Source organism: Streptomyces sp. Inha503 (assembly GCF_047215865.1).
Classification (GTDB): Bacteria; Actinomycetota; Actinomycetes; order Streptomycetales; family Streptomycetaceae; genus Streptomyces; species Streptomyces lycopersici.
In genome coordinates this window covers 6,527,760-6,540,512 of record NZ_CP178360.1, presented here as the reverse complement: position 1 = coordinate 6,540,512, position 12,753 = coordinate 6,527,760, and the positions used below count along the sequence as shown (strand labels likewise).

Genomic DNA, 12,753 nt, shown 5'->3' with positions numbered 1-12,753 from the left:
CTCACACGACATTGGCAACCGCGGCAAACCTACTACCGCACCAGCTCCGCGAGCCGGGCCTCCTTCTCCGAGACCTGGGCCAACAGCTGCTCGGCGATCTCGTCCAGCAGCCCATCGGGGTCCTCGGGCGCCATCTTGATCATCGCGCCGATCGCGCTCGACTCCAGCTCCGCGGCGACCGCGGCCAGCATCTCCTTGCGCTCGGCCAGCCACTCCAGCCGGGCGTACAACTCCTCGCTGCGGCTCGCCCGCCGCTCCGGCGGCGGCGGACCGGCCTCCCACTCCTCGGCCAGCGCCCGCAGCGCCTCCTCGTCCCCGGCCGCGTACGCCGCGTTGACCCGCACGATGAAGGCACCGCGCCGCTCCCGCTCGGCCTCCTCCTCGGCCAGATCGGGATGGGCCTTACGGGCCAGCTCCCGGTAGATCCGGCGGGCCTCCTCGCTCGGCCGCACCCGCGGCGGCGGCTGCACGGGCCGCTCGGTGAGCATCGCCGCCGCCTCCGGCGAGAGCCCATCCGAATCGATCCAGCCGTGGAACAGCTCCTCCACACCCGGCATCGGCTGCACCAGCCCCCGCGCCTCACGGGCCTTGCGGAGGTCTTCCGGATCGCCGGTACGGGCCGCGAGCGCCTCGGCGATCAGCGCGTCCAGCTCGTCGAGGCGCGAGTACATCGGCCCGAGCCGCTGGTGGTGCAGCCTGGAGAAGTTCTCCACCTCCACCCGGAAGGTCTCCACCGCTATCTCGAACTCGATCAGCGCCTGCTCGGCCGCGCGCACCGCTCGCTCCAGCCGCTCGGCGGCCTGAGTCTCCTCCTGCGACCGGTCGTGCGACTCCGCCTGGGGCTCCGCGTCCGACATCGACTGCCGTGCCTGCTGCTGCGCTTCCGGATTCGTCACCCGCTCAGACTACGTCCGGCGGTGATCCGCGACGGAGGTCACACCCCCGCCCGCGCCTCACACCCCCATCTCGGCCGCTATCCGTCCATTGCGCACCGCCCTGACCAGCGCGGAGTGATCCGCTTCCGTGCGATCCGCGTACGCCACCGCGAAGGCGGCCACCGCTTCGTCCAGCTCCTCCCCCTTGCCGCAGTAACCGGCCAGCATCCGGGGGTCCGCGCTGTGGGTGTGCGCCCGGGCCAGCAGGGCCCCGGTCATCCGCCCGTAGTCGTCCATCTGGTCCGCGGCCAGGGCCGCCGGGTCCACGCTTCCCTTGCGATTGCGGAACTGCCGCACCTGGTAATGCCGCCCCCGCACCGTGGTCCACCCCAGCAGGATGTCGCTGACCACCTGCATCCGCTTCTGGCCGAGCACCACCCGCCGTCCCTCGTGTGTGACATCCGGCACCTCGAAGCCGGCCTTCGCCAGATGCGGCAGCAGCGCGGAGGGGCGCGCCTCCTTCACCTGGAGCACCAGCGGCTCGCCCCGGTGGTCGAGCAGCAGCACCACATAGGAGCGGGTGCCCACGCTGCCCGTGCCGACGACCCGGAACGCCACATCGTGCACCTCGTACCGCGAGAGCAGCGGCAGCCGGTCCTCCGGCAGCGTGCCCAGATACCCGGTGAGCGAGGAGGCCACCGCCGCCGCCTCCTCGTCCGGCACCCTCCGCAGCACCGGCGGCGCGTCCACAAACCGCCTGGCTTCCGGCCGGCCGGATGAGCCCTCCTCGCCCGGCACGGGCTCGGTGGACCGGGCGGCGTACCGCGCGCTGGTGTTCCGCCGGGCCTTCTCGGAGATCCGCTCCAGCGTGCCCACCAGGTCCTTGGCGTCCGTGTGGGAGACCAGCTCCTCGTCCGCGATCGCGTTCCACGCCTCCGTCGCCGGGAGCTTGGCCAGCAGTCGCACCGTGCGCCGATAGGCGCCCACCGCGTCCTGGGCGGCCGCCCGGCAGGTGTCCTCGTCGGCGCCCGCCTCCCGGCCCGCCAGCACCAGCGATACCGCGAGCCGCTTCACATCCCACTCCCACGGACCGTGGACGGTCTCGTCGAAGTCGTTGAGATCGATGATCAGGCCACCGCGCGCGTCCCCGTAGATCCCGAAGTTGGCGGCGTGGGCATCGCCACACAGCTGGGCCCCGATACCGGTCACCGGCGTGGTCGCGAGGTCGTGCGCCATCAGCCCGGCGGCCCCGCGCAGAAAGGAGAAGGGGTTCGCTGCCATCCGCCCGACCCGGATCGGGGTGAGCTCCGGCAGCCGACCGGCGTTGGACCGCTCGACCGCCGCGACCGGATCCGGCCGCCCGGTGTCCCCCGGCGGCTCGGCATGCGCCGAGCGCGGCACGCTCTTGCGCAGCGCCTTGCCCCGCTGCCGGGGAGAGGGGCCCTCACCGCGCCACACGGCGAAGCCCGGAACCGGCGGCAGCCGCCGGGCCGCCCGGCCCGCTCCCTCCCCGCCGCTCGGCCCCCGCTCGCCGCCGCCGTCACCCCGGCCGCTCGCTCCGGCTCGGCCGCCCTCGCCGCTTCCGTCGCCCTCAACGCTCCGGTCGTCCGTCATCGCGCCCCCGCCCTTCTCGCACACGACATCGACTGAATCGACTGAGCCGACCGTACCCCCTGTCGCCCCACCCCGTCAGAGCCTGTGGAAAACCTTGACGATCATGGCGAAACCCCAGATCAGAAGCGCACAGCCCGAGACCGGAAGCCGGGCCCCCAAACCGGAAGCCGACCCCCGAAACCGAAGCCGGGACCCGAGACCGGAAGGCGAACCCCTGCCCAGAAGCCGGGCCCCGAATCGGAAGCCAGGCCCCGGATCAGAACGTGATCCGGCTCAGCCCCGGAACTGCTTCGGGCAGTCCTCGCCGCCCGAGGGCAGGTGGTTCTCCGCCCACCGCGACAGCTCCTTCAGCGCGGGCTCCAGCGCGTTCCCCGCGTCCGTCAGCCGGTAGGCCACCCGCAGCGGCGGCCCGGCGTCGACCTCCCGCACCACCAGGCCCGCCGTGGTGAGCTCGGTGAGCCGGTCCGACAGCATCCGCTCGCTGATCCCCGGAATGGCCCGCCGCAGGTCGGCGAAGTACGCCCCCTGCTCCGTCAGCACGGCCACGATCAGCCCCGTCCATCGCTTGCCGAACAGCTCGAAGAACCGCGTCATCTCGCCGTCGACCTGCTTGCAGGCCTGCTCGTTGTGGTCCCCACGATCCTTCGCCATGGAATACAGACTACTGCGTTCTGGTTCGGGACTACGAAAAAGTAAGCTACTGTGCCTTCTGTAGGTACGTAGGTATTACTGGCTCCTTCCCGAGCCTTGTCATTGGAGGCATCCATGCCGACTCTTCTGCACATCGACACCTCCGTCTTCCCCGGCGAAGCCTCCGCTTCCCGCTCGGTCACGGCCACCTTCCGCAAGGAATGGGAAGCCCAGCACCCGAACGGCACGGTGATCTACCGCGACCTGGCCGCCGAGCCGCTACCGCACCTGGACGGCCTCGCGGCCGCCGCCGGTTTCGCCGCTCCCGACCAGCGCTCCCCCGAGCAGCACACCGCCTTCGCCCTGCGGGAGACCCTCGCCGGCGAGCTCGAGCAGGCCGATGTGGTCCTGATCGGCGCCCCCATGTACAACTTCACGATTCCCTCCACCCTCAAGGCGTGGCTGGACCACGTGATCATCATGGGCCGCACCTCGGGCGCCGAGGAGACCACCACCTCGGGCACCCCGACGATCGTCGTCGCCAGCCGCGGCGGCGGTTACGGTCCGGGCACCCCGCGGGAGAGCTTCGAGTTCGTGACGAACTACCTCGGGAAGGCCCTGGGCGACGGCCTCGGCCTCGATGTCACCTTCGTTGTGCCGGAACTCACGTTGGCCCGCAGCAATCCGGCCATGGCCGACCTGGTCGAGCTCTCTGACGCCTCCAAGGCGAAGGCCCATGAGGACGCCGCGGCCAAGGCCAAGGAGCTCGCCACGCGCTTCGCCGCCGCCTGATCCGACCGACCCGACCGACCCGCCGGACCCGACCGATCCGCCGGACCCGACCGATCCGGTCCCACCGGACGTCAGGTCCCGCCGGACGTCAGGCCGCAGGGGCCTCCTCTTCCCCGGGAGGCCCCTGCCGCTTTCCCGGACAGCCCGGAAGACCCCTGACACAAACGCGAAGCGGGCCCCTCCGAGCGACTTTCGTCACTCCTGAGGGACCCGCTCCGACTGGTGCGCGAGGGGGGAGTTGAACCCCCACGCCCTTTCGGGCACTGGAACCTGAATCCAGCGCGTCTGCCTATTCCGCCACCCGCGCATGGGTGCTGCCGTCCGGCCGCTCTCCCGCTCCCCGGCCCGATCTTCTTGATCCGTCCGGTTCGTGTGGAGCGCCTTCCGACATCCAGAACACTAGCACGGCCCTCGGGGTGCAATCACACCCGTTACCGAGGCCCTCGCCCCCACCCGTCCGTAGAGCGTCACGGTTGCGGGACACTGTCGTCAGGGCACCTCTACGATCCCTGTGAGAGGTGACACTGCTCCACAGGGCCAGGAAGGGGAACCACCCGATTTCCCGACGCGTGGATACGATCAGTAAGCAGTACCAGGACGACGCAGAGCACGACTGAGGAAGGAGGTGCCCGGTGGGAGTACTGAAACGCTTCGAGCAGCGTCTCGAGGGCCTCGTGAACGGCACCTTCGCCAAGGTGTTCAAGTCCGAGGTCCAGCCGGTCGAGATCGCCGGGGCGCTCCAGCGCGAGTGCGACAACAACGCCACGATCTGGAACCGCGACCGGACGGTCGTCCCCAACGACTTCATCGTCGAGCTGAGCGCGCCCGACTACGAGCGGCTCAGCCCGTATTCCGGACAGCTCGGCGACGAGCTGGCCGGTATGGTCCGCGACTACGCCAAGCAGCAGCGATACACCTTCATGGGCGCCATCAAGGTGCATCTGGAGAAGGCCGAGGACCTCGACACCGGCCTGTACCGGGTGCGCAGCCGGACCCTGGCCTCCAGCGAGTCCCAGAGCCCGGAGCAGGCGCCGGGCCGCGCCGGTGCCGGAGCGGCCCCGCAGCAGCGCCCCGGCGGTTACGGCTACCCCGCCCAGCCCGCCGGTGCCCCGCCGATGCCGTCCGCGCCCCCCGGCGCCCGTCCGGCGCCCCGCGGCGGCGGAGCGGCGGCCGGCGTCGGAGCCCAGCCGCAGGGTCAGACCCGCCGCTGGATCGAGATCAACGGCACCCGCCACCAGATCTCCCGGCCCACGCTCGTCCTGGGCCGCTCCACCGACGCTGACGTGCGGATCGACGATCCCGGTGTCTCCCGCAGACACTGCGAGATCCGGGTCGGAACCCCACCGACCATCCAGGATCTCGGGTCGACGAACGGCATCGTGGTGGACGGACAGCACACCACGCGCGCTACGCTCCGCGACGGCTCGCGGATCGTCGTGGGCAGCACCACCATCGTTTACCGGCAAGCCGAAGGGTGAAGCGGGGGCAATGTCAGAGCTGACCCTCACGGTCATGCGGTTGGGTTTCCTCGCCGTACTGTGGCTGTTCGTCATCGTGGCCGTCCAGGTCATCCGCAGCGACCTGTTCGGGACCCGCGTGACCCAGCGCGGTTCGGCGCGGCGCGGCGCCCCCGACCGGCCGCAAGCACAGCAGCAGCGGCAGCAGAGCGCGCCGCCGCCGCAGCGCCAGCAGTCCGGGGGCCGCCGCGGCCGCGGTGCCCCCACCAAGCTGGTGGTCTCCGAGGGCACGCTCACCGGCACCACGGTCGCCCTACAGGGCCAGACCATCACCCTCGGCCGTGCGCACGATTCAACAATCGTGCTGGACGACGACTACGCCTCCAGCCGGCATGCCAGGATCTACCCGGACCGTGACGGCCAGTGGATCGTCGAGGATCTCGGGTCCACCAACGGCACCTATCTCGACCGGACCCGACTCACCACACCGACACCGATTCCGCTGGGTGCGCCGATCCGTATCGGCAAGACCGTCATCGAGCTGCGGAAGTAGTAGGACCATGACGACCGGAGGGTGGGCAGCGTGGTTGGCAAGGGGCTGTACCCGGAGCCGACGGGCGAGGTGCGCATGAGTCTGTCACTGCGTTTCGCGGCCGGATCGCACAAGGGCATGATCCGGGAGGGCAACGAGGACTCCGGCTACGCCGGTCCCCGGCTGCTCGCGATCGCCGACGGCATGGGTGGCCAGGCCGCCGGCGAGGTCGCCAGCTCCGAGGTGATCTCCACCCTCGTCCAGCTCGACGACGACGTCCCGGGCTCGGACATCCTGACCTCCCTCGGCACCGCCGTGCAGCGGGCCAATGATCAGCTGCGCGTCATGGTCGAGGAGGACCCGCAGCTGGAGGGCATGGGCACCACGCTGACCGCCCTGCTGTGGACCGGCCAGCGGCTCGGTCTGGTGCATGTCGGCGACTCGCGCGCGTATCTGCTGCGCGACGGGGTGCTCACCCAGATCACCCAGGACCACACCTGGGTGCAGCGCCTGGTCGACGAGGGCCGGATCACCGAGGAGGAGGCGGGCACCCACCCGCAGCGCTCCCTGCTGATGCGCGCGCTGGGCAGCGGCGACCACGTCGAGCCCGATCTGTCCATCCGCGAGGTCCGGGCCGGTGACCGCTATCTGATCTGCTCCGACGGCCTTTCCGGCGTCGTGAGCCACCAGACCCTCGAGGACACCCTCGCCAACTACCAGGGCCCGCACGAGACCGTGCAGGACCTGATCCAGCTCGCGCTGCGCGGCGGCGGCCCCGACAACATCACCTGCATCGTCGCCGACGTCCTGGACGTCGACGGCGCCGACACCCTCGCCGCCCAGCTCAACGACACCCCCGTGATCGTGGGCGCGGTCGCCGAGAACCAGGTCCCGCTCGGGGACGGCGGCGCCGCGCACACCCCCGCGGGCCGGGCCGCCGAGCTCGGCCGGTCCGTACCGCCGCAGCAGGGCGACGCGCACGGCGGCTTCGGACCGCCCGGCAGCGGCGCTCCGGCCATCGGCGGTATGCCGCAGGGCAGTTACGGCGACTACGCCGACGGCGACTTCACCAAGAAGAGCGGCCGCAAGACATGGGCCAAGCGGTCGCTCTTCATCGTGCTCGGCCTCGCCGTGATCGGTGGCGGCCTCTACGGCGGCTATCGCTGGACCCAGACGCAGTACTACGTGGGCTCCAACGGCGACCATGTCGCGATCTACCAGGGCATCAGCCAGGATCTGGCCTGGATCAAGCTCAACAAGGTCCATGAGGACCACCGCGAGATCGAACTCAAGTACCTCCCGGCCGACCAGCGCGGCCGTGTGGAGGACACCATCACGGTCAGCGGGCTGGGCCAGGCCCAGGACAAGACCAAGGATCTCGCCACCCTCGCCAGCGCCTGCAAGAAGGCCGATGCCCAGGAGAAGGCCGAGGAGAGCCAGAAGGACCTCACCGGCGGCGACAAGGGCAAGGGCGACAAGGCGCCCAGTGGCGGCGGATCCAGCAGCGCCGACCCGTCCCAGAACAGCAGCGGCAAGCCCGGGACCGGGAAGACCGAGAACCAGCTCGGAACGAACGCCGCCAAGGCCACGTCCAAGCCCACGCCGACGACGTCTCCCACTCCGAAGCCCGGCCCCACCCTCTCGGAGGAGGAGAAGAAGTTGGTCCCGCAGTGCAGCAGCACCCAGCAGTGAAGCCGTAAGGGGCCGTCCACCCATGAGCAGTAGTACGACCAATACGACGACGATCAGTACGGCCGGGCCGCCGAGCAGGCGGAACACCGAGCTGGCCATGCTCGTCTTCGCGGTGATCATTCCGGTCTTCGCCTACGCCAACGCGGGTCTGGCGCTCAGCGACGAGATGCCGTCCGGCATGCTCAGCTACGGCCTCGGGCTCGGTCTGCTGGCCGCCGTCGGCCATCTGGTGGTCCGGAAGTTCGCGCCGTACGCGGACCCGCTGCTGCTGCCGATCGCCACGCTCCTCAACGGGCTGGGTCTGGTGCTGATCTGGCGGCTGGACCAGTCCAGGCGGCTGGCCCAGCGGGCGAAGGACGCCGGGATGGCCTTCTCGCCCTCGGCCCCCAACCAGCTGATCTACTCGGCACTGGGCGTCGCCCTCTTCGTCGGCGTCCTGATCCTGCTCAAGGACCACCGCATCCTCCAGCGCTACACCTACATCTCCATGGTGGTGGCGCTGATCCTGCTGATCCTTCCGATGTTCTTCCCGGCGCGTTTCGGCGCCCGCATCTGGATCACCCTCGGCAGCTTCTCCATCCAGCCCGGTGAGTTCGCCAAGATCATCATCGCCGTGTTCTTCTCCGGCTATCTGATGGTCAAGCGGGACGCGCTCGCCTTGGCCAGCCGCCGCTTCATGGGGCTGTACCTGCCGCGCGGCCGCGACCTCGGCCCGATCCTGGTGGTCTGGGGGATGAGCATCCTCATCCTGGTCTTCGAGACCGACCTGGGCACCTCGCTGCTGTTCTTCGGCCTCTTCGTCGTGATGCTGTACGTCGCCACCGAGCGCACCAGCTGGATCGTCTTCGGCCTGCTGATGTCCGCGGCCGGCGCGGTCGGCGTCGCCACCTTCGAGCCGCACGTCCAGTCGCGTGTGGACGCCTGGCTCCAGCCCTTCGAGGTGGCCAAGAACGGAGGCAGTGACCAGATCGCCCAGGCGCTCATGGCCTTCGGCTCCGGTGGCGTCTTCGGCACCGGACTCGGCCAGGGCAACTCCGACCTCATCGGCTTCGCCGCCAACTCCGACTTCATCCTGGCCACGGTCGGCGAGGAGCTCGGACTCGCGGGGACCATGGGGCTCCTGCTGCTCTACGGCCTGATCGTGGAGCGCGGTGTGCGCACCGCCCTCGCCGCCCGTGACCCGTTCGGCAAGCTGCTGGCCATCGGCCTGTCCGCGGCCTTCGCCATCCAGGTCTTCGTCGTCGCGGGCGGTGTGATGGGCCTCATCCCGCTGACCGGTATGACCATGCCGTTCATCGCGCAGGGTGGTTCGTCCGTCATCGCCAACTGGGCGCTCGTCGCCATTCTGATCAAGGTCAGCGACACCGCGCGCCGCCCGGCGCCGGCGCCCGCCCCCACCACTGACGCCGAGATGACCCAGGTGGTCCGACCGTGAACAAGCCCCTGCGCCGAATCGCGATCTTCTGCGGACTCCTCGTCCTCGCCCTGCTGGTGCGGGACAACTGGATCCAGTACGTCCAAGCCGACGAGCTGAAGAACCGCGACGGAAACCACCGGGTTCTGATCGCCCGTTACAGCCAGCCGCGCGGCAACATCATCGTCGACGGCCAGCCGATCACCGGATCCGCCGAGACCAACGGCATCGACTTCAAGTACAAGCGCACCTACAAGGACGGCCCCATGTGGGCGCCCGTGACGGGCTACGCCTCGCAGGCGTACGACGCCAACCAGATCGAGAAGATCGAGGACGGCATCCTCACGGGCAACGACGACCGCCTCTTCTTCAACCGGACGATCGACATGATCACCGGCAAGAAGCAGAAGGGCGGCGACGTCATCACCACTCTGAACCGCAAGGCCCAGGAGGCCGCGTTCAAGGGCCTGGGTGAGAAGAAGGGCGCCGTCGCCGCGCTCGACCCCCGCACCGGCAAGATCCTCGCCCTCGCCTCCACCCCGAGCTACGACCCGTCGAAGATCGCGGGCGCGACCTCCAAGGACAAGGAGGCGTGGATCGGGCTCCAGCCGAAGAAGTCCAAGGACGACCCGATGCTCAACCGGGCGCTCCGTCAGACCTACCCGCCCGGCTCGACCTTCAAGGTCGTCACCGCCGCGGCCGCGCTGGAGAACGGCAAGTACACCGACATCGACGCGCCGACCAACTCGCCGGACCCCTGGAAGCTCCCGCTGTCCACCCAGCCCCTGCCCAACGAGGGGAACATCCCCTGCAAGAACGCCTCGCTGCGGCAGGCACTCCGCTACTCCTGCAACACGGTCTTCGGCAAGCTCGGTGACGACCTCGGCAAGGAGGAGATGCGGAAGGAGGCGGAGAAGTTCGGCTTCAACAAGACGGTCGACACCCCCGTCCGCGCGTACTCCAGCGTCTACCCCGAGGACATGGACCGGCCGGGCAACGCGATGTCGGCCATCGGCCAGTTCGACAACCGGGCCACCCCGCTCCAGATGGCGATGGTCGCCGCCGCGGTCGCCAACGACGGCAAGCTGATGAAGCCGTACATGGTCGACTCGCTGCGCGCCCCCAACCTCAACACCATCGAGCAGACCGACCCGGAGCAGATGAGCCAGCCGCTCAGCTCGGACAACGCCCAGAAGCTCCAGAGCATGATGGAGACCGTGGTCAAGGAGGGCACCGGCACCAGCGCCCAGATCCCGGGCGTCACCGTCGGTGGCAAGACCGGCACCGCGCAGCACGGCGTCGCCAACAGCAAGAACCCCTATGCGTGGTTCATCTCCTACGCCAAGGGGGACGACGGATCGCCGGTCGCGGTCGCGGTCGTCATCGAAGGGTCCGACACCCTCCGCGGCGACATCGCCGGTGGCAAGCTGGCGGCGCCGATCGCCAAGAGCGTGATGCAGGCCGTACTGGAAACCGAGCGCGACAAGTGACCCCCGTCACGTCCCGATACCAATCCCGCACGTCGCCGTACCGGTCCGGTATCAGATAGCAACTGAGGCCGGGTCCCGTAAGACGTGCCGGGTACGGTATGCGCGAGCAGCACTTCGCCGGCCCACAGGTGCGGCCGGGAACCACGGAAGAGGGCTGGAGTAGCTATGGAAGAGCCGCGTCGCCTCGGCGGCCGGTATGAGCTGGGCTCAGTGCTCGGCCGCGGTGGCATGGCGGAGGTCTACCTCGCGCACGACACCCGCCTCGGCCGTACTGTCGCTGTGAAGACGCTCCGGGCGGACCTCGCTCGCGATCCGTCCTTCCAGGCCCGGTTCCGCCGAGAGGCCCAGTCGGCCGCCTCGCTCAACCATCCCGCGATCGTCGCGGTCTACGACACCGGCGAGGACTACGTCGACGGCGTCTCGATCCCGTACATCGTGATGGAGTACGTCGACGGTTCCACGCTGCGTGAGCTCCTCCACTCGGGTAGAAAGCTGCTCCCCGAGCGCTCACTGGAGATGACCACCGGCATCCTCCAGGCCCTCGAGTACTCGCACCGCAACAACATCGTCCACCGGGACATCAAGCCGGCCAACGTCATGCTCACGCGGGACGGCCAGGTCAAGGTAATGGACTTCGGCATCGCCCGGGCCATGGGCGATGCCGGTATGACCATGACGCAGACGGCCGCCGTCATCGGCACCGCCCAGTACCTCTCCCCCGAGCAGGCCAAGGGCGAGACCGTCGACGCGCGCAGCGACCTGTACTCCACCGGCTGTCTGCTCTACGAGCTGCTGACCGTAAGGCCGCCGTTCGTGGGCGACTCCCCGGTGGCCGTCGCCTATCAGCACGTGCGGGAGGAACCACAGCCGCCGAGCACGTACGACCCCGAGATCACCCCGGAGATGGACGCCATCGTCCTGCGGGCGCTGGTCAAGGACCCCGACTACCGCTACCAGTCGGCCGATGAGATGCGCGCCGACATCGAGGCGGCCCTGGAGGGCCAGCCGGTCGCCGCCACCGCCGCCCTGGGCGCGGTCGGCTACGGCTCCGACGACCAGCCCACCGCGATGCTGCGGCCGCAGAACTCCGGCGCCGGGGCGCAGACCTCGATGCTTCCGCCGATGCGCGAGGACGACGGCGGCTTCGGCTACGACGAGCGGCCGGACCGCGGCCGGGGGCGCGGGGGCCCCGGCAAGAAGAGCAACCTCTCCACGATCCTGCTGATCATCGCCGGGATACTGGTGCTGGTCGGTGCGATCTTCATCGGGAAGTCGCTGTTCGCCGGCGGTAAGAACGACGACATGGTCCCGGTCCCCAATCTCGTCGGCAAGACGCTCGCGGACGCCAAGAGCCAAGGGGAGAACGGCGACTTCAAGGTCAAGAACGTCGGCTCCAAGTTCTGCGAGAACGCGGACAAGAACACCGTCTGTGAGCAGACCCCCAAGGGCGGCGACGAGGTCAAGCGGTACGGCACGGTCGAGCTGACCATGTCCAAGGGCCCCAAGCCCGCGGCCAGGATCGAGGTTCCCGACGTCCTGAACGTGCAGTACGAATCGGCCAAGCAACAGCTCGAGGCCAAGGGCTTCAACGTCGAGCAGAAGACCGAGCAGTCGGACCAGACCGCCGGCAAGGTGATCGACCAGGACCCGAAGGGCGGCAAGAAGGTCGCGAAGGGCGCCACGATCACCCTGACCGTCGCCGAGGCCCAGCAGAAGGTCGTCGTCCCGGACGTGACCACGCAGAAGGTCGAGGACGCCACGAAGTCCCTCCAGGGCAAGGGCCTCAAGGTCCAGACCCAGGAGGTCGAGAACGGCGACGTCGAGGCCGGTACGGTCACCGACCAGACGCCCAAGGGCGGCCAGGAGGTCCTGCCCGGTTCAACGGTCACGCTGACCGTCGCCAAGGAGCCGGCACAAGACGAGAACGTGCAGGTGCCCAACCTCGGCGGCCAGAAGCTCAAGGACGCCAAGAAGGCGCTCCAGGACCTGGGCCTCAACGTGGGCAACATCGCCGGTCCGCAGGACGACAACGCCTCCGTGGTGGCCAGCCAGCCCGGCGCGGGCACCCAGGTGCCCAAGGGCCAGTCCGTGAACCTCATCACGGTCGCCGGCCAGGGCGGCAACGGCGGCGGCGGTGACAACGGCGGAGGCATCTTCGGCGGCCAGAACGGCTTCTAGCCGGCCTCCGGGCACCGTGACACGGGAAGCCCCCGGCACCTACTCAGGGTGCCGGGGGCTTCTCCGTGCTCGGGGCTTC

The 12,753-nt window shown here is 69.5% G+C and carries 10 protein-coding genes and 1 tRNA gene; 7 read left to right on the top strand and 4 right to left on the bottom strand.

The annotated features are described in order from the left end of the window. Positions 1-32: 32 nt before the first annotated feature. The 3 genes from ACJX2R_RS27250 to ACJX2R_RS27240 all read right to left on the bottom strand — a co-directional run bounded on the left by ACJX2R_RS27250 (position 33) and on the right by ACJX2R_RS27240 (position 3,140). Positions 33-857 carry a hypothetical protein gene (locus tag ACJX2R_RS27250; RefSeq protein ID WP_262702111.1) on the bottom strand — a complete coding sequence of 275 codons (825 nt, stop codon included), beginning with the start codon at positions 855-857 and terminating at the stop codon, positions 33-35. Between the two features lie 96 nt (positions 858-953). Next, a complete protein-coding gene (locus ACJX2R_RS27245) occupies positions 954-2,489 on the bottom strand; it encodes a DUF2252 domain-containing protein (RefSeq protein ID WP_413102295.1) in 1,536 nt (511 codons plus the stop codon). 273 nt (positions 2,490-2,762) lie between these two features. Next, a complete protein-coding gene (locus tag ACJX2R_RS27240) occupies positions 2,763-3,140 on the bottom strand; it encodes a winged helix-turn-helix transcriptional regulator (protein WP_262701973.1) in 378 nt (125 codons plus the stop codon). 114 nt (positions 3,141-3,254) lie between these two features. Between ACJX2R_RS27240 and ACJX2R_RS27235 the strand changes: the two genes are divergently transcribed. Next, positions 3,255-3,911, top strand: coding sequence for an FMN-dependent NADH-azoreductase (locus ACJX2R_RS27235; RefSeq protein WP_413102294.1), 657 nt, complete (start codon positions 3,255-3,257; stop codon positions 3,909-3,911). Positions 3,912-4,131: 220 nt separating this feature from the next. Here ACJX2R_RS27235 and ACJX2R_RS27230 read toward each other — a convergent pair. Beyond that, positions 4,132-4,218, bottom strand: a tRNA-Leu gene (locus tag ACJX2R_RS27230). 325 nt (positions 4,219-4,543) lie between these two features. Between ACJX2R_RS27230 and ACJX2R_RS27225 the strand changes: the two genes are divergently transcribed. The 6 genes from ACJX2R_RS27225 to pknB all read left to right on the top strand — a co-directional run bounded on the left by ACJX2R_RS27225 (position 4,544) and on the right by pknB (position 12,674). Beyond that, positions 4,544-5,389 (top strand): FhaA domain-containing protein, encoded by an 846-nt coding sequence (locus ACJX2R_RS27225; protein WP_262701975.1) that lies wholly within the window; start codon positions 4,544-4,546, stop codon positions 5,387-5,389. A gap of 10 nt (positions 5,390-5,399) precedes the next feature. After that, positions 5,400-5,921 (top strand): FHA domain-containing protein, encoded by a 522-nt coding sequence (locus tag ACJX2R_RS27220; protein WP_262701976.1) that lies wholly within the window; start codon positions 5,400-5,402, stop codon positions 5,919-5,921. A 75-nt stretch (positions 5,922-5,996) separates the two neighbouring features. Beyond that, positions 5,997-7,592 (top strand): PP2C family protein-serine/threonine phosphatase, encoded by a 1,596-nt coding sequence (locus ACJX2R_RS27215; protein WP_262702112.1) that lies wholly within the window; start codon positions 5,997-5,999, stop codon positions 7,590-7,592. 22 nt (positions 7,593-7,614) lie between these two features. Continuing rightward, positions 7,615-9,027, top strand: coding sequence for an FtsW/RodA/SpoVE family cell cycle protein (locus ACJX2R_RS27210; protein WP_121824529.1), 1,413 nt, complete (start codon positions 7,615-7,617; stop codon positions 9,025-9,027). Beyond that, a complete protein-coding gene (locus ACJX2R_RS27205) occupies positions 9,024-10,496 on the top strand; it encodes a peptidoglycan D,D-transpeptidase FtsI family protein (protein WP_413102293.1) in 1,473 nt (490 codons plus the stop codon). The genes ACJX2R_RS27210 and ACJX2R_RS27205 overlap by 4 nt, the downstream gene beginning before the upstream one ends. 165 nt (positions 10,497-10,661) lie before the next feature. Then, positions 10,662-12,674 carry a Stk1 family PASTA domain-containing Ser/Thr kinase gene (pknB, locus tag ACJX2R_RS27200; RefSeq protein WP_413102292.1) on the top strand — a complete coding sequence of 671 codons (2,013 nt, stop codon included), beginning with the start codon at positions 10,662-10,664 and terminating at the stop codon, positions 12,672-12,674. Positions 12,675-12,753: the final 79 nt, after the last annotated feature.

Coding starts and splice junctions, on each gene's coding strand:
- ACJX2R_RS27235 (WP_413102294.1), top strand. CDS start 3,255: ATGCCGACTCTTCTGCACATCGACACCTCCGTCTTCCCCGGCGAAGCC.
- ACJX2R_RS27215 (WP_262702112.1), top strand. CDS start 5,997: ATGAGTCTGTCACTGCGTTTCGCGGCCGGATCGCACAAGGGCATGATC.
- ACJX2R_RS27240 (WP_262701973.1), bottom strand. CDS start 3,140: ATGGCGAAGGATCGTGGGGACCACAACGAGCAGGCCTGCAAGCAGGTC.
- ACJX2R_RS27245 (WP_413102295.1), bottom strand. CDS start 2,489: ATGACGGACGACCGGAGCGTTGAGGGCGACGGAAGCGGCGAGGGCGGC.
- ACJX2R_RS27210 (WP_121824529.1), top strand. CDS start 7,615: ATGAGCAGTAGTACGACCAATACGACGACGATCAGTACGGCCGGGCCG.
- ACJX2R_RS27250 (WP_262702111.1), bottom strand. CDS start 857: ATGTCGGACGCGGAGCCCCAGGCGGAGTCGCACGACCGGTCGCAGGAG.
- pknB (WP_413102292.1), top strand. CDS start 10,662: ATGGAAGAGCCGCGTCGCCTCGGCGGCCGGTATGAGCTGGGCTCAGTG.
- ACJX2R_RS27220 (WP_262701976.1), top strand. CDS start 5,400: ATGTCAGAGCTGACCCTCACGGTCATGCGGTTGGGTTTCCTCGCCGTA.